Source organism: Shewanella violacea DSS12 (assembly GCF_000091325.1).
Lineage (GTDB): Bacteria > Pseudomonadota > Gammaproteobacteria > Enterobacterales > Shewanellaceae > Shewanella > Shewanella violacea.
In genome coordinates this window covers 2070317-2088286 of sequence record NC_014012.1, presented here as the reverse complement: position 1 = coordinate 2088286, position 17970 = coordinate 2070317, and the positions used below count along the sequence as shown (strand labels likewise).

Here is a 17970-nt window from a genome sequence, read left to right as displayed (position 1 = left end):
AATAGAAAGGGTAGTAAACAGGCGAATAAAAAGGCCAGGATAACCTAGCCTTTTTATCTAATACTAATCGGTATCATTAGCTAAAATGATTAAATTAAGCTCAATAACGCCTGCACCGGGTGTCTCGGCTTAAAACCACCGAAACGTTTCACCTGAGTACGACAAGAGTAACCCGATACCAATACTTGCTCCTGAGGCACGGCCTTCATGGCCTGTTCCCATGACATATCATACAGAGACTTAGAACGTGCCTTGTTCTCCAGCTCATGGCCATAAGTACCGGCCATCCCACAGCAACCTAGACTCACAGTTTCAAGTTTGGCACCAAAATGAGAGAAAATCGTTTTCCATTCAGCTCCGGTACTAGGCTTGGCAGTAGATTCAGTACAGTGACTAAACCAAGTAAAACTTAAGTTCTTGAGCGGTTTCTTCACTTCGGGCATGGATTTTATCGCCTCAAGTAGCCACTCGCTGGACAGCTTAACCTCGAAATCGCCTCTGGCATCACCTAAGACTTCTCGATACTCATCGCGATAACACAGTACCATGGCCGGATCGACCCCTACCATGGGCATCTTCAATGCGTGTAGTTTGGTCAAAAAATCTGCCGATGATTGCGCTGTTTTGGCAAACTTATCCAAGAAGCCTTTAATATGAATAGGCTTACCATTAGGTTTATAGGGCAGCAACACAGGCTTAAGCCCCATCTTTTCAATGAGCTTGATGAAATGGTAAACCGTATCTGCCTCATAGAAACTATTAAAGGGGTCTTGAACCACTAAGACATATTGATGACGTTCATCTTCAACAATCGCCTCCAGCGCCTCAAGATCATAGCCTCTACAAACATGACCATCTAATTGCTGTTTCAGAGTAGGCACAGATAAAGCCGGCGCATCCACATAGCCCAAGGACTTTTTGATCACCCACTGGCTAACGCTGTTTTGCGCCAGAGCATTGGTGAGTCTGGGCGCGACGGCCATCAAGGGCAAAGAGTCCTCGATGCCGGCCACCAGATAATCTTTTGCCGGACGCAGATACCTTTGATAGTAGATATTGAAGAATTGCGCCCTGAACTTAGGCACATCGACCTTAACCGGACACTGAGATGCACAAGCCTTACAGGCTAAGCACCCCTTCAAAGACTCCATCACTTCGTGGGAGTAATCGTATTCACTCTTAGCTTTTAAGCTATTTTGAGCCCTCTGTAGTAAGCCCTGAGGTTTTTGCTTAGCCAGCTCTACTAGATCCACTCCCTCTTTCTCAAGCAGACGCAGCCACTCCCGCATCAGCCCCGCACGACCCTTAGGCGATTGGACTCTGTCGCCGGTGACTTTAAATGAGGGACACATGGGTGAATAGCTGCTGTAGTTAAAACACAGTCCATTGCCATTACAGTTCATCACATCGGGGAAGGCCTCTCGGGTCTGTATCGGGATCTGTCGATCAAAACTGCCACGTTTGGCACTATCAACATTATAGATCAGACCGCCTGTGCCTTTAGGCGCCACCAGCTTGCCTGGATTGAGTTTATTATGGGGATCGAACAATCCCTTCACCTCTTCGAGCAGACCATACAGATGTTCACCAAATACCGCAGGTCCATACTCGCCGCGCACCCCTTTACCGTGCTCGCCCCACATCAGGCCACCATATTTAAGGGTAAGTGCGGCGACTTGATCTGAAACACGCTTCAATAATCTCTCGTCATTGATATCACACATGTCCAGCGCAGGCCTCACATGCAATACGCCAGCATCTACATGACCAAACATGCCATATTGAAGCTGATGGCTGTCGAGCAGCGCTCTGAACTCCATGATAAAGTCGGCTAATTTCTCCGGAGGAACGGCGGTATCCTCGGCAAAGGCTATGGGCTTACGCCGCCCCTTCATTGCCCCAAGTAAGCCAACCGCCTTCTTACGCATGGCGTAGATCATATTGATACTGGTTTTATCACTGGTCTGCTGATAACCGAGCAAGCCACAAGAACCGGCCGCTAGCTGAACGTCCAGGCTGGAGATAAGCTTAGATACTCGCGCTTCAACCTCCTCTCTTTCACCGGCAAACTCCACCATATTCAGGCCATCGATTCGACTGCCTGGCACATCTTTAATCAGCTCAGAGACTGAGTGCCAGATGATATCTTGTTGCGCTAAATTGAGCACCTTAGAATCGACAGTTTCGACCACAGTCGCATTTGCTTTAACCAACTCGGGAGCATGGCGCAGTGCAGATTCGAATGAGTCATACTTGATGTTCACCATCATGCGGACATCTGGCAGAGGCGTGATATCCAATTTAGCCTCGGTGATCACTGCCAAGGTGCCTTCTGATCCGGTTAAAATACGTGACAGGTTAAATTCGGTGAGCTCATCATTCCAGACATTTTTCAGATCATAGCCGGTGAGAAATCGATTCAACTTAGGAAAACGCGTTTCAATCTCGCCCCGATTGTCACTGCACATATGGGCAATCTTAGTGATTAATTGCTGACCGAGTGGATTATTGGTGATCCCTTCCACATTTTTTAGTTTTTCTCGATTAACTGCATAAGTATTCAATACGCTGCCATCATATAAGACGCTTGAGAGCGCGAGTACATGATCGGAAGTCTTGCCATAGACCAGAGATCCCGCACCAGATGCATCGGTATTGATCATGCCTCCCATGGTGGCACGGTTCGAAGTTGATAGATCCGGACTGAAAAAGAAGCCGTGCTCCCTGAGCGCATCGTTAAGTGCATCTTTAACCACGCCCGCCTCTACCCTCACCCAGCCTTGTTCGGCATTTATCTCCAGCACTTTATTGAGATAACGAGACAGATCCAAGATCAATCCATGGGTCAGTGACTGGCCATTGGTGCCGGTGCCGCCACCACGAGCACTAAATACCACGCTATCGAACTCTTTTTGTGAAGCAAGCGAAAGGGCAAGAGCCACATCTTGTTGATTTTTTGGGTAAAGAACAGCCTGTGGCAGAAATTGATAGACAGAGTTATCCGTTGCCTGAGCTAAGCGTGCACTGTAGCGCTTGTCTATGTCACCGCTGAACTCGCTGCGTTCGAGTGCTATTAAGAAGGCAAGGTATTCAGGCTCTAGGGTGTTTTCATGTGATAACTTGGGCAACTTAGCGTTAGGTAACATATATGTTTCTGTCTATTATATTTATGTAATTATGCCGCTATTATATAAAAATCTGACACAAAAAAAAGCCGCTATATAGCGGCTTTTAAGATTAGCTTATTCTATGTTAAGAATAATTAGCTTTGTGCTTTACCCAAATACAACCAAGTATCGATAACTGTATCTGGATTCAGTGATACCGTATCTATGCCTTGCTCGACTAACCAGGCTGCAAAATCGGCATGATCTGAAGGTCCTTGACCACAAATCCCGACATAAGCGCCCTTAGCCTTAGCCGCTTTAATGGCCATAGCCAGCAGGATTTTAACGGCTTCGTCACGCTCATCAAATAGATGACTGATGATACCTGAGTCGCGATCTAGACCTAGCGTCAACTGAGTCAAATCGTTAGAACCGATAGAGAAACCATCGAAGTACTCAAGGAACTGCTCAGCAAGCAATGCATTAGATGGAAGCTCACACATCATGATGACACGAAGACCATCTTTACCGCGCTCAAGACCTTCCTCTTTAAGCAGTTCAATCACCTGAGCCGCTTCACCTAAGGTGCGAACGAATGGGATCATGATCTCGACGTTAGTCAGACCCATCTGATTACGAACACGCTTGATTGCCTCACACTCAAGTGCGAAACAGTCACGGAAAGAATCAGAGATGTAGCGACTAGCACCACGGAAGCCCAACATAGGGTTCTCTTCTTCAGGCTCGTATCTATCACCACCCACCAAGTTAGCGTATTCGTTCGACTTAAAGTCAGACATACGAATAATCACTTTCTTCGGATAGAAAGCAGATGCGATAGTCGCCATGCCTTCAACCAGACGCGCAATATAGAACTCAACAGGCGATGAATAACCCGCGATCATCTCGTTGATCTCTTCCTGAAGCGCAGCATCTTGCTTATTAAACTCGAGTAGCGCCTTAGGATGAATACCTATCATGCGGTTGATGATGAACTCAAGACGAGCAAGACCAACACCGGCATTAGGAAGACGGGCAAAATCAAACGCTCTGTCCGGGTTACCCACGTTCATCATGATCTTCATTGGAAGATCAGGCATAGAATCTACACGAGACGAAGTGACTTCAAAGTCCTGGATCCCCTCATAGATGAAGCCTGTATCTCCTTCGGAGCATGAAACTGTGATTTTTTGGCCAGTCTTGATGCGTTCGGTCACGTCACCACAACCTACAACGGCAGGCACGCCCAATTCACGGGCAATGATAGCCGCGTGGCACGTACGACCACCACGGTTGGTGATAATTGCACTAGCGCGCTTCATGATAGGTTCCCAATCGGGATCTGTCATATCGGTAACCAGTACATCGCCTTCTTTAATCTGATCCATGTCAGCAATTGAAGACAGAACCTTAGCCACACCACTGCCTATCTTGTGACCGATGGCGCGGCCTTCACAAAGTACCTCACCCTTAGTCTTAAGATGATAGCGTTCAATCAACTGTACATCTTCACGAGAACGTACAGTCTCAGGGCGAGCCTGGACGATATAAAGCTTGCCGTCATTGCCATCTTTAGCCCATTCGATGTCCATTGGACGTCCGTAGTGCTTTTCGATGACCATGGCCTGTTTAGCCAGTTCCATGACTTCTTCATCATTGATGGAGAACTCACGACGCTTATCGGCGGCAACGTCTTCAATCTTGACTTGCTTACCATGGGCCTCATCATCGGAATACACCATCTGAATGAGTTTGCTGCCTATGTTACGACGCACAACAGCTTGATGACCGGCCGTTAAAATTGGCTTATGGACATAAAACTCATCTGGGTTAACCGCACCCTGTACAACCATCTCACCCAGGCCGAATGAAGAAGTAATAAATACCACATCATTATTGCCCGATTCAGTGTCCATGGTGAACATGACACCGGAAGCGGCTGTATCGGAGCGAACCATGCGCTGCACACCGGCAGACAGGGCGACACCTTTATGGTCGTAACCTTGGTGAACACGATAAGAGATAGCGCGATCGTTGAACAAAGAGGCAAATACATGCTTCATTGCTACCAGAACAGCGTCATAGCCTTTAACGTTCAGGAAGGTTTCTTGCTGACCGGCAAATGAAGCATCCGGCATATCTTCTGCAGTCGCTGAAGAGCGAACCGCGAAAGATGCATCCTTAGTTTCAGAGGAAAGCTTGTCGTAAGAATCTCTTACGGCCTGCTCAAATTCGGGGTGGAATGGGGTATCTATCACCCATTGTCTGATCTGTGCACCGGCTGTAGCGAGTGCCTTCACGTCATCTACATCTAGAACATCTAGAATGTCGTATATCTTCTGGTTAAGTCCGCTTTGTTCAAGAAACTCATTGAACGCGTAAGAGGTGGTGGCAAAACCACCTGGCACTTGAACGCCCGCATTAGCCAAATTACTAATCATCTCTCCAAGAGAAGCGTTCTTACCGCCAACCTTGTTGACGTCACCCATGCCTAATTCTTGATACCAGAGTACATATTGCTGCACAGTTCTATCTCCGCAAGTTTATTTCAGTGTGGCCCCTTCACAGAAGGGCTGAGGCATTTTACACTCCATCGCAACAAGCGTAAATCTATAATTTTATTTGTAATTTTATTACTACAAGAGGTCAAAATGTTGCGTAAAGTATTCTATATATCGGACGGTACTGCCATCACGGCAGAGGTGTTTGGCCATGCGGTTTTATCGCAATTTCCCGTTGAATTTGACGCACTTACTATTCCATTCGTCGAAACCGAAGCGAAAGCACACACAATTAAAGAACAAATTAATGATTGTTTTATTACAACAGGTGAGCGTCCCTTAGTGTTCCATTCTATCGTCAAACCTGAAATTCGAGACATCATCTTCAGTAGTGAAGGCATAGATTATGATTTTTTGAACACTTTTGTGGCCCCTTTAGAGAAACATCTGGGAATTAAAGCCTCTCCCGTGGTTCATCGGACTCACGGTAAGGGAAATGAAGGCTATGAGGCTAGAATAGAAGCCATCAATTACACCATGGACAATGATGACGGTCAGACATTAAAGAACATAGATAAAGCCGATCTGGTACTATTAGGTGTGTCTCGTTGTGGTAAGACCCCAAGCAGTCTCTACCTTTCATTGCAGTTTGGCATTAAAGCCGCCAATTATCCTTTTGTCGAAGATGACATGGATAATCTCAAACTTCCCCCAGAGCTCAAACGTAATAAGAAAAAACTATTCGGTCTAACCATAGATCCGGTTCGCCTTCATGAGATACGCCAGAGCCGCATGGAGAACAGCCGTTACTCATCATTGCGTCAATGTCGTATAGAAGTTAAAGAAGTAGAGATGATGTACAAACGCGAGCGTATCCCCTACGTGAACACCACTAATCATTCGGTAGAAGAGATAGCGACTAAGATCCTCGATGTCACCGGACTCAAACGCCATATGTTCTAGAAAATGGCTAAAACTGCTTAAATATTCAGTTATTTATCGAGATATATGCACAGAGAGCCGAAATTAGCCTCACTTTTCGCGATTAAGGCGCTGTGCATCTTTAAACTATTCGTTATAATCCGAAGCAATCAGGCTAAATGCCCTTACGAACGCTCGGTACAAAGAATGACCATAAAAACAGACGAACTACGCACCACTTTATTATGTAAGGCAATTTCTCCCGCTAAATTAGCGTCTGAATTCCCCCTCACACAAGAGGCTGCCGACTATCTGGTTCAACAGAGACGCGAAGTCGAGGCTATCTTAACCGGTGAAGATCCAAGACTGCTGGTTATCATAGGTCCCTGCTCAATCCATGACACCAAGGCGGCCATAGAATATGCCGAGCGCTTGGCAAAACTGCATATGGAACTGAAAGACGACCTGTGTATTCTGATGCGCGTCTACTTCGAGAAGCCCAGAACCACAGTCGGCTGGAAAGGACTCATCTCAGATCCCGATCTCGATGGCAGCTTCAACGCCAACAAGGGCCTTAGACTCGCCCGTGAATTATTACAAAAAATTACTGAACTTAAGTTACCTATCGCAACCGAATTCCTCGATATGGTCAACGGTCAGTATATCGCCGACCTTATTACCTGGGGCGCTGTTGGCGCACGCACCACAGAGAGTCAAATTCACCGAGAGATGGCATCGGCGCTATCTTGTCCGGTAGGTTTTAAAAACGGCACCGACGGTAACATCAATATTGCTATCGATGCCGTGCGCGCTGCAAAAGAGCCACACATCTTCTATTCACCGGATAAAGATGGCGCCATGGCGGTTTATCGCACCAGTGGTAATCCATTTGGGCACATCATTCTACGTGGCGGTAAGCAGCCTAACTATCACGCCGAAGACGTCAATGCCGCCGCAGAGCAGCTTAAAAGCTTAGGTGTTTCCCATCGTATGGTTGTCGATTTCAGCCACGGCAACAGCCAGAAGAAGCATGCCCAGCAACTTATCGTCGCCGATAGCATCATCAAACAGATGAATGATGGCTCGACGGCTATCGCTGGTATCATGGCCGAAAGCTTCATCGAAGAGGGTAACCAGAAGGTGATCCCAGGTGAGGAGCTGGTCTATGGCAAGAGCATCACTGATGCCTGTTTGCATTGGGAAGACTCGGAGAAACTACTTCGCTCCCTCGCTAAGGCATCGAGAGACAGAATGAATAAGCTTAGCTCATAAAGGCTAATGCCATAAAAAAGGCTTCTCGGCATTGCCGGGAAGCCTTTTTTGATCTAGCCGTTCAAAACATCATTGCTAATACCAGTTCCATTAAGTAAGTGAGCATTCAGCGGGAATTAAAAATGCTGTAGGCAAGTAAGGGGATTGAAGCTAATAGTTATTCTATATCGAAAGCCACTTGCGCAGCATAAAGCGGGTTTTAAACCCGCACAACGTGAGCTTCTCAGGACTTCTACTTCTGTGTTGCATTGTCTTAAAAGGGAATAACCATTTCCTCAACAATGCGCCTTGAATTAACAGCCCTGAGAGAGCTCTGAATTGCTCATAAATTTAATGGAATTGGTATACACACTCCTAACAGCTTCCACACGCCCCACTCAACCGACTCAGATGGAAGTTCATTCTTGGTCCACCATTTGGCTTGATAACTGAGTGACTCATATACCACGACATCTCCGCCGTTATAGGTATCAGACTCATCCCATGGAGACAGAATGCATGTTTAGGTGGCTCAGTGGGCGTTTTCACATCCAGCCTGAAGCTGAGTCCTAACTGGTTAATCCAGACTTTATGAGGGCTAAATCGTCTGAATAGACAATTTCGTCACCTAGGGATTTGATCCCGACACGTACCTGTGATGAATGCTGCAACACCTGCTGCGACAATTGCCTTGCCCACATCTCAATAGCCAGGTTTGACTGCTCCACAGTGATTTTCTCAAATACCAGCTCATCGCCCTGGGAACTAAACAAACGGAACCAGACTTCATCACCTTCATTAGCCGTTAAACCATTGACAATATATTGATCTAACTCGGTCCACTCCAAATCTTGAGTATCATCGATTATGCTAATATCACTGCAATTGTAAAAACCTTCTCCAGCGGCATCTTCACGCTGCCAACGGGTGTACAGGGTTGCATCCCCAAGGCGGTCTCGAGGAAAAGGAATAGTTATCTGATACACATTACGGCCATCGAGACTGGTAACACCAACATCCCCTACCTCGGCAATCAAGGTAAGGTGTTGCCAACTCAAGACTTGGGTATCTGCATCGAAGTCAGTATTAGACAAGTAAAACTCCCAGAAGCTTGGGTTATGGGGAGTATGAGCATCGAAGGTCACGGTCACATTGCCGTCGCTATCTGGGGTGATCAGGCTACGCTGCCAGTATGGTGAGGCGATATCTATGCCGGATTTATCTAGGTCTCCACCGGCGCAGAGCTGGCCATCGGGGATGGCCAGTTTTACCGCTTCAATATTATGGTAGTCGATGACATTGACCGAAAATTCGTTATTTTGCACGAAAGCTTTAGTGCCCTTGGCAAGAAATGCCGCCCGGCAAGCTAAATTCGGGATGGCCGAGCCATCTTCGGGCCACCAATACCCCCCCGCTTCGACACAAAACTGTTGGCGCGCCTTAGGGTTTTCCATAAATCCGTGGGCTTGAACCAGCTGACAGCTTAGTAAGGCCATTGCCAGGCTGATACTGATGATAATTTGAATTGAATATTTCATACTTCCTCACTCATCGATTAGGCAGTACCGCTGACTCCGCCTCAATCGAAAACGGTAATAAAAGGTTTAATAAAAGGCTAAAACCCCTAGTGGGGCTTTAAACCTGTCAAAGAGAACATGGATTTATTGGCAAGCACCCAGTGCTTCCCATACGCCCCACTCACCCGACGCACTTGGCACTTCATTGGTGGTCCACCACTTGGCCTGATACTGATTGCCTGAATAAGCGACTCTGTCACCCTTGGTATAGATGCCAGAGGCGGTCCACTCGGGTAAGCTGCACGCACCTGTACCGGCTTCAACCTTGATGGTCACGGCGCTGGTATTGGTTAAACCGTCATTATCTGTGGCCTTGACCACCAGACTGATATTGCCAGTCACGTCCGCCGTCCAGCTCGCCTGATAAGGTGATGTGTTACTCGTTGCTATCAAGCTCCCCGCAACGAAAAACTCCACCTTAGTCACAGTACCATCACTGTCGAGCGCATCGGCAGTGATAACTAAGGTGTCCCCTTGAGTCACAAAGCTGCCATTTTCTGGGCTAGTGATTACTATCTCAGGTTCAGTGCCTGCGCTGCTTCCCTCGACAGTAAAACTCACTCGAGTTTCACTGGTAAGCTCACTGTTATCCTTAGCCACGGCGCGCAGAGCGTGTATGCCCGAGTCCAGATTTACCAGCTGATATAGATAAGGTGCTTGCGTCAGTGTCTGCACGAGTTGCTCATCGAGATAGAGCTTCACCTCAGTCACCTCTCCATCGCTATCTGTGGCATTGACCGCAACATCAACAAGCTCACCTTGAGCAAACACAGCATCATTCAATGGCGCATCTATGCTCACTTGGGGCTGTGTGCCTACATTACCTGGGGCGCAGTCACGCACCAGCTCCCAGGCATCACCCGTATCGGGACGCTGATTTTGGTTCCACCACTTTGCTCGGTATAACTTGCCGTCATAGAGTACCTCTTGTGTGGTGTACACTAAGCTTGAGTCCCACGCGGTGGCGTCACACAAGACAATCAAGAAATCACGGCTAGATGATTGCTGATAACCTAAATCATTTTGAACTGTGACGACCAATTGGTGGGCACCATAGTGAGTCGGCAACCAAGTCGTTTGATAACTTGGTCCACCATTACTCACCGTATCGACAAGCTGACCATCGACCGAGAACTCAACATATGTGATAGAGCCTGCATCAAATTCAGCGCTTGCCACAAGCTGTAGCTCGGTCAATGACTCCTGAATGACCTTAGCTTCAGGCTCAGACACTGTGACCTTAGGTTTAAGGTGATCTTCATTCACCTCTACCGCCATCTTGGACGACTCTGTTTCATTACCTTGATTATCTATGGCCAGCGCCGTGATCGAGTAACTGCCCTCGCCCACACTAGACCAACGGAAATCGAAGGGTGATATAGCGCTGGAGCCTATCTTGATGCCGCCATTGAGGTAGTCGACTCGAGTGATATGGCCATCTGCATCACTGGCCTCTAGGGTGAAGTTAATATCATCTCCCGGTGAGAAAACATCGCCCACATTGGGTGATGTAATTCGCACAGTCGGACATCCGCTGCAGCCCGTTGCGAACACATTGTTGAGCTTATTGACTAAGGTAGGATTGAGGGAGCCACACTCCACCAGCTTACCGCCATAGGTGGTGGTGCCATCTAAACATTGCTGATCGCCAGCCACATGCCACACTATGGTGCCACCCAACGCTTGATCGTTGATGTACTGCGCCTTTAATCCAATGGATTCTTCATCGTCATAACTGAGGAAGTAGTTGCCCTTAGTCATGTAAGGCACTTTAGCCTCATCATCCCAGTGCTGAGTCCAGCCCGCTTCCTCTTGCTTGATAAAGAAGTAGTTTGGCGTGCCGTCGTAGACTTCTACCTTCCAGTTATCATAATCCGCCGACGTGCTGATGGGACCATCGGGTTGAATGGTCACATCCCGCTTCTTGGTGGCACCGTTAAGCACGGCACCGTCTTGAGTCACCACGCCCCGACCATAGAAAGCACTGCCCATATTGATCTTTGAACGTTCTATGCCCTTATCCAACATCCACTGAGTCAGGTAGTCCCAGTTAAAATTGGGCGCCTCAGCCCCTTCATAATTGTACAGAGGCGAGTTATGGCCAGCGATATTGGACCAGCCACCGTTAAAGTCGTAACTCATCATGTTGAAATCATCCATGACCAGCTCGAGTTGAGCCCAGTTAAACCCCTCTAACTTGCGCGTATCGGCAGAAAACGCGGCACTAATGAGTTTATCCGCGCCTATCCTCTCCCTTATCTCCTGCACTAAAGTCAGGAAGTTATCAAAATCGGCTTGGGTACCAGTAAAATTCATCCCAGAGTAAGGACCCGGATATTCCCAGTCGAGATCGATACCATCAAACCCAAGCGCCATCAACTGATCGACTCCCTCCATAAATTTGGCGCGCTTGGCAGGATCCGCCGCCATCTCGGGAAAGTGCCTACACATGGACCAGCCACCGATAGACGCCATCACCTTGACGCCATTGGCATGGGCTTTCTCAATCAAACCAGGGGCACCACCAGCCTTCTTAACCGGAATGGGCATTGAGCCCTTAGTGCCATAAACAGTATTTTTCCAGCCACTGCCATCAAGCACAAACCCTTGTTCCTCGGCTTCGGCGGTGAGGTTATAACTGGGTGACAGCTCACCGAATATCAAGAAGTAATCCCAACTGCTATAAACGTCGCCCATCAAGAGTTCGGCAGGTTGCTGCACCGTCCCTTGTTTGTAGATGTTCTTATTTCTAAAATCCCCCGAATGCAAGGACCCATCCACGGCGACACCGAAGAATGAGAAGTTCAAAACCGTGTACTTACTCATATCCACGTTAAGATGATTTGCCGCGCCTTTGGCAACAAATCCGGCCTTAGTGTCTTTCCAGGGCTCCCATTGTGTGATGTAACCTATGATATCTTTATCATGATCACTGGTATTCTTAGCGACATCTTGTGCATATAGATTAGTGCTCATAGCCAGAGACACGGCCAGTACAGATTGACAGAAGTGACTCTTGTGTAACGTTAAAAAATGACTCATCTTGTTGCTCCATTTGGCATCCCAAATGTCGCCGACTTAGGTCCATTGCAGCGATCTGGTGCCAATATTTGAGCCAACCGCAACCTTAATTTGGTTCACTCAAATACTGGCTTAGCCAATCAATTATTTAATTAAAAAACTTATTCAGTTAACGACTCATGCAATTAATGACTGAGTTCATCACTTAGTTAAGGTTACAAACAAAATCCCAATCGCCACTCGAGGCACTTGGCTTAGCATTAGTCCACCATAGCGCAACAAATACGGCCGTCTCATCTTTCATCCTGTCTCCACCATTGGCGTGACTAGGATTTCCCGCCCAGTCAGTTTGAGGGAAGTTCGGATAAGCTGGGATAACGGACGGATCGATATTGGCACCGCTGCATGAATCAGATGTTGGTGGTGTGGTATCACCACAACCTGGCGCAGTTGGCTCCAGGTCACATGCATCTGGTACTGTGTTCCCCCCTTGGCCAAAGTCATAGGTAAGCCCATCAAATGACACGGTGAAGTTCGAAGGCATAGACACAGGCAAGTAATACTTAATAGTGCCACCAAAATCGGCACCAGGCGCGATAGACTTGTAGCTAGGCAAAGTAAAGCGAACCCGATGGAAATCATTTTCCAGGCCACCGACATTACCCGAAGCCGCGTTTGAACCATCGGTAACCACCGCTAAATTCATCCCCGATTGATCGCTTATTTGAGATGATGTCGACGTCGAGATATCAAACTCAAATACGGCGCCGCCAGGTATGGTGCTCTGGCTATTGTTGGTGATGGTGAGTGTCGGCGTAATGGGATAATTACTGTCTCCCACCTTGTAACCCGACAAGTTTGCACTCAAGGCTAAGGTATTAGCCAGAGCCGAAGCATTGCTAACGGTATTACCATAAGGGGCTGCACTGGCGAACTTATCATAGGCAATGGTCGTCATGGTCTCACCGATAAAATACTCGCCTTGGCCAGAGTTACGCTCTGGATACCAGTCAAAATCACCGGCCAGCTCCCAGAACATCACGCCACCTATGCCTTGGTCGACTACATACTGAACCTTAGTATTCATCGCCTGCTCATCTTCGGTAGACAGGTAGACTTGCTTCGATGGATTCCATAACCATGAAGACTGGGCGACATTATCATAATGACGCTCGTAAGTTCCCGTCAGCTCATCGGCAGGATCATTGATAGGATCTAGGCCATAGCTGGCTAGGTAACTGCCAGTTATGCCCTGTTCCAGGTTCTTGGCATGCCACATGGGGTTAGATCCGGCAAACATCTCCTTGCCATTTTTATCGAGATCATGCCAAAGGTTATCTATCCCCTGAGCACCATAACCACAATTATTGTCACCTTCACCTGTACCCGATGGACAAGAGGCTTGATCAGGCAATGCCGCCTTACCCCACAAACCGTTTGAGCCACCAGTGACTCCTTGCCAACCTCGGGTATAGTAAGGTAAGCCTATGTTAATACGGCCCGCTGGCATGGCGCCGCGGAAATAATGATAGGCCCAGTCAGTGTTAAGGTAGCCAATTCCACCATATTGCGCGGTAGAATACACATCCCAAAATGCCAGTTCGGCATCTTCGCCAGTGTCATAAAGCGCGGCGTTATGGCCGACAAAATCGTTCCAAGCACCGTGTAAGTCGTAGCTCATGATATTGACGTAATCGAGGAATCGCGTCATCTGATACGCTTCCATGCCGCGCAGCAGATAGCCAGATGCTGGAGCGGCAACGGTAAGCATATAGTGCTTATTGTCTTGCTTACCGGCAGTATCAAGTTTCTCACGCAGGGTTTTCATCAAGGTGTCGTACTGAGCAAACAGAGTCGCTCTAAGCGGATCGGCAATGGCAAAGTCATCTGGATTACCGGATTTCGCCATCGAGGTGGCATACTCATAATCGATATCGGCGCCATCGAAACCATAGGTTTGCAAGAACTCCACCACAGAATCGGCAAAGGTATTGATCCCAGCTTGTGTCTTGGTCATCTCATAGAAGCCGCCACTGGCAATGCGGTTGCCTGTATCATCGAAATAGCCCCCGGTCTCGGCCCAGCCGCCGATTGAGATCAAGGTTTTCACCTGAGGGTGTAGCTTCTTATACTTGTTAAGCAGGTTGAAATGCCCCTTGTAGCTGTACTCAGGATCCATCTCGGCGCCGACCACTCCCGCCCAGGTCATGCCAGTAGCGGGGTTTTCCAAGCTGTTTGGATCACCAACCGATACCTGATTATTGCCATCGATATGGGCGAATGCATAGTTAATATGGGTGATCTTATCCCATGGAATATCGTTCACCAGATAACTTGGCTGGCCGTTAGTACCATTTCTCCAGGAGGTAAAGTAACCAATCACGCGGCGCCCGTGATCGGCGCCCATCTTCTCACGACCATTTTCATCATAAATATCACAATAAACCGAATCCCCTTCTAAACCATCGGGACGACAGGCTTCATGGCTTGTGGGTCTATCACCCACATAACCAAGAATGGCACTGGAAAGCGCACTCGCCCCCTGGTTATCGGTCACTTCGGCCGTGATAGACAGATCGCCTGCTTGAGTTGCGCTATACAGAGTCGCATACGGTGCTAGAGTGTCAGTTTCTATCAAGACGCCATTGGCGAAGAAGCTCACCGAGACGATATCACCATCACTATCCAGGGCATTGGCACCGATAGATAATTCACCATTAACCGCCAGATTGAAATTGGCACTCGGTGAGGTTAGTTCAACACTCGGCAACTGATTAGCCGCTGCAACCAGTATATTGACCATCGCAGAGACAGCGCTGTCATTTTGAGAGTCAAATGCACGGGATTGCAGACTATGATCTCCCGTAGAGCTAGCAATCCAACTGAATTCATAGGGTGCGCTGGTATCAGTACTCACAACCGCGCCGTCAACAAGCAGCTCGACCTTAACTATGCTGTCGCCAACATCGGGATCAGATGCATTGGCAGTAACAATAATCGATTCTCCGGAGGTGACAGCGCTGTCATTTATTGGCGCAGTAATAGCAGTCACAGGGGATAAATTCTGGCTATTCGTCACTGTGATATTGACCAGTTGCTCAGTCGATGCACCATCATTATCGGTCGCGGTCACTTTCAAAACCACGGCGCCTTGAAGGTTTGCTAACCAAGGGCTGGTCACCGGGATATCGTTCGCCGTCCACACTAAACTGTCTACCGTACCATCACTGTCAGTCGCTTGTGCGTTAAGTACCAGGGGAGCATTTAGCTTGACTGTATTACCAGCTTGGGGCGCGAGTATGTTTACCACAGGCGCTTTATTTGAGGCACCATCACATTGACCTAAGGTTTGCCACACCCCCCACTCACCAGCATCCGCAGGTGACTCGTTGGTGGTCCACCACTTATTTTGAAAGAGGCTATTTTGCTGTGTGACCTGTGTAGTGCTGGCATATTCAGTATCGGCCAACCAAGGTGCGACCCCTTGGCAATTCACAGCGTAAGCTTGGCTCACCACGGCTTGACTCAGAAGCGATGTGCTAATTATTAAAGCGAGGCGATGCCGCCTGCCAAAATATGCAGTCTTGTTACTCATTTGATTATTCCTATTATTATTTAGTTGTACCGAAATACCTAAATATAGAGACAACAAAACTCAACAACATAACGGCAAGATAACTTCATCGGTATTTAAACCCGCTCACTACAAACCATTGGTTATGAAGTGATTTGGATACTATTTAAACTACACTCAAAATCTGGATTTGTTTATTAGTTTAATATAATAATAAATCCACCTGTTATAACTTGATTGATTTTCTATTTATTTATCAAAGACTAATCAAACACCACCAGTGACACATTATGCAAGTAAGCTGAGTAATTATTACACTGAGTACAAGTAAACCTCATATAACCTGGGAATAACGACAATGAAACACTTGTTTAATAATGTTTCCTTTCCCTGGGAAGTATCACTATAATTCTGCCCCCTATATTCACCAATATTGAAATAGCATAACCTTAAGGTTGCCGTATGCCATTATCTCAAACACCCGAAGATCGCTCGTCAGCGATGAATGCCCGTATAGAAAAATCAGAAGCCCGTGTCATCAAGGCCATATTTCCCTCCATCACCAACCATCACAACACTCTATTCGGTGGCGAAGCCTTGGCCTGGATGGACGAAACAGCCTTTATCTCAGCCACTCGTTTCTGCCGTAAGCCTCTGGTTACAGTGAGTTCTGACAGGATTGATTTTAAGAAAGTAATTCCAGCTGGCAGCCTGGCCGAAATTATAGCCAAGGTTATCCATGTGGGTAATACCTCTTTGAAAGTCGAGGTGAATATCTTTGTCGAAGACATGTATAGAGATCACAGAGAGCATGCCATTCGAGGCGTCTTTACCTTCGTTGCCGTGGGTGATGACCGACAACCCACCCAAGTCTGGACACAAGAGTCTTAAATAATACAAGGCAGTGTCTATAATCGCTGCCTTAATGACCTGATTATTGCCCGCAAATATTCATCCCCCTCAAACTCCCCACGGCCCTGTTAGACCTAAGTCTAATAAAACCAGGTTTGAGGAGTCAATCACCACCAAATACCCATAAACCAATAGTCTCCCTGATACTTTTTCTGTTACATTGATGTAATCTTCACGCGCAACGAAATAAAATATAAAGCCATGAAGCTAGAAAAATTAAACATTATTATTGCCGATGACCACCCACTGTTTCGTAATGCCTTACGACAAGCCTTGAGTGGTCCATTCCCGGACACTAACTGGTTTGAAGCAGACAGTGCCGATGCACTTCAGAGCCTGCTTGAAAATAAGCAGCAGGCTTATGACTTAGTCATGTTAGACCTGCAGATGCCGGGCTCCCACGGATATTCGACCCTTATTCATCTGCGCACTCATTTTGCCGATCTTCCTGTCATCGTTATCTCAGCCCATGAAGATAATATGACCATCAGCCGTGCCGTCCATTATGGCAGCTCAGGATTTATTCCTAAGTCATCTTCAATGGAAACTCTGGCTGCCGCTCTGGCCTCGGTACTCTATGGAGATATCTGGTTACCGGATCATGCTGAGATACAGGAAATACAGGAAGATGCTACCGCACTTGTGGCCCGCAAGCTTGCCGATCTCACCCCACAACAGTACAAGGTGCTGCAGATGTTTGCCGAAGGCTTACTCAATAAGCAGATAGCCTATGACTTAGGTGTATCGGAAGCCACCATCAAGGCCCACGCCACGGCAATATTTCGTAAGTTAGGCGTGAGAAATCGCACCCAAGCCGTTATCTCATTACAACAGCTAGAGATGGAAAAAGTAGAGCTCTAGACAAAATCGGAGCCATTGATACAAAAAGCCAATCTGTTTAGATTGGCTTTTTGTTTATGGGAAAGGCTATAACAAGCCCACTAAACATGTGATCTTTCAGTGGGTATTCAAACGCCTGTAGTCAATGTGTCTGGCGCATATTTGAAGTAAATAGTGACTCTCGGCTCTGGCATTTTACTTAGCGTTTCATTGGCTTTAAAGGAGCCTAGTATTTCTTCATCCATACACCTGAATTTAACAGCCTA

At 47.4% G+C, this 17970-nt stretch carries 10 protein-coding genes; 4 read left to right on the top strand and 6 right to left on the bottom strand.

All coding sequences use genetic code 11. The features are described 5' to 3' along the window. Positions 1-89 precede the first annotated feature (89 nt). Positions 90-3146: a D-2-hydroxyglutarate dehydrogenase YdiJ gene (ydiJ, locus tag SVI_RS08535; RefSeq protein WP_041419810.1), complete on the bottom strand. Its 3057-nt coding sequence runs from the start codon at positions 3144-3146 to the stop codon at positions 90-92. A 116-nt stretch (positions 3147-3262) separates the two neighbouring features. Then, complete coding sequence (gene ppsA / locus SVI_RS08530) at positions 3263-5632, bottom strand: phosphoenolpyruvate synthase (protein WP_013051089.1); 2370 nt, start codon at positions 5630-5632, stop codon at positions 3263-3265. 126 nt (positions 5633-5758) lie between these two features. Here ppsA and ppsR point away from each other — a divergent pair, with 126 nt between their 5' ends. Continuing rightward, positions 5759-6571 carry a posphoenolpyruvate synthetase regulatory kinase/phosphorylase PpsR gene (gene ppsR / locus SVI_RS08525; RefSeq protein ID WP_013051088.1) on the top strand — a complete coding sequence of 271 codons (813 nt, stop codon included), beginning with the start codon at positions 5759-5761 and terminating at the stop codon, positions 6569-6571. 165 nt (positions 6572-6736) lie between these two features. Further along, positions 6737-7801 carry a 3-deoxy-7-phosphoheptulonate synthase gene (locus tag SVI_RS08520; RefSeq protein WP_013051087.1) on the top strand — a complete coding sequence of 355 codons (1065 nt, stop codon included), beginning with the start codon at positions 6737-6739 and terminating at the stop codon, positions 7799-7801. A gap of 322 nt (positions 7802-8123) precedes the next feature. Here the strand turns inward: SVI_RS08520 and SVI_RS22070 are convergent, their stop codons facing one another. From SVI_RS22070 to SVI_RS08505, 4 genes are all read right to left on the bottom strand, one after another. Then, complete coding sequence (locus SVI_RS22070; protein WP_013051086.1) at positions 8124-8249, bottom strand: carbohydrate binding domain-containing protein; 126 nt, start codon at positions 8247-8249, stop codon at positions 8124-8126. A 100-nt stretch (positions 8250-8349) separates the two neighbouring features. Next, on the bottom strand, positions 8350-9318 hold the full coding sequence (locus SVI_RS08515; protein WP_013051085.1) for a lytic polysaccharide monooxygenase: 969 nt from the start codon (positions 9316-9318) through the stop codon (positions 8350-8352). A 123-nt stretch (positions 9319-9441) separates the two neighbouring features. Continuing rightward, the gene (locus SVI_RS20710; protein ID WP_013051084.1) at positions 9442-12399 is read right to left on the bottom strand and encodes a glycosyl hydrolase family 18 protein; all 2958 of its coding nucleotides are present in this window, start codon (positions 12397-12399) and stop codon (positions 9442-9444) included. Positions 12400-12583: 184 nt separating this feature from the next. Further along, complete coding sequence (locus SVI_RS08505) at positions 12584-15973, bottom strand: glycosyl hydrolase family 18 protein (RefSeq protein ID WP_013051083.1); 3390 nt, start codon at positions 15971-15973, stop codon at positions 12584-12586. 441 nt (positions 15974-16414) lie between these two features. Here SVI_RS08505 and SVI_RS08500 point away from each other — a divergent pair, with 441 nt between their 5' ends. Both SVI_RS08500 and SVI_RS08495 read left to right on the top strand, forming a co-directional pair. After that, positions 16415-16843 (top strand): acyl-CoA thioesterase, encoded by a 429-nt coding sequence (locus tag SVI_RS08500; RefSeq protein WP_013051082.1) that lies wholly within the window; start codon positions 16415-16417, stop codon positions 16841-16843. A 222-nt stretch (positions 16844-17065) separates the two neighbouring features. After that, positions 17066-17725 (top strand): response regulator transcription factor, encoded by a 660-nt coding sequence (locus tag SVI_RS08495; protein WP_013051081.1) that lies wholly within the window; start codon positions 17066-17068, stop codon positions 17723-17725. The last annotated feature ends 245 nt before the right edge of the window (positions 17726-17970 follow it).

Excerpts from the sequence above, each read along its gene's own strand:
- SVI_RS08515 (WP_013051085.1), bottom strand. The coding sequence starts at position 9,318 with ATGAAATATTCAATTCAAATTATCATCAGTATCAGCCTGGCAATGGCC.
- SVI_RS08505 (WP_013051083.1), bottom strand. The coding sequence starts at position 15,973 with ATGAGTAACAAGACTGCATATTTTGGCAGGCGGCATCGCCTCGCTTTA.
- SVI_RS08520 (WP_013051087.1), top strand. The coding sequence starts at position 6,737 with ATGACCATAAAAACAGACGAACTACGCACCACTTTATTATGTAAGGCA.
- SVI_RS20710 (WP_013051084.1), bottom strand. The coding sequence starts at position 12,399 with ATGAGTCATTTTTTAACGTTACACAAGAGTCACTTCTGTCAATCTGTA.
- ppsR (WP_013051088.1), top strand. The coding sequence starts at position 5,759 with ATGTTGCGTAAAGTATTCTATATATCGGACGGTACTGCCATCACGGCA.
- ydiJ (WP_041419810.1), bottom strand. The coding sequence starts at position 3,146 with ATGTTACCTAACGCTAAGTTGCCCAAGTTATCACATGAAAACACCCTA.
- SVI_RS08495 (WP_013051081.1), top strand. The coding sequence starts at position 17,066 with ATGAAGCTAGAAAAATTAAACATTATTATTGCCGATGACCACCCACTG.
- SVI_RS08500 (WP_013051082.1), top strand. The coding sequence starts at position 16,415 with ATGCCATTATCTCAAACACCCGAAGATCGCTCGTCAGCGATGAATGCC.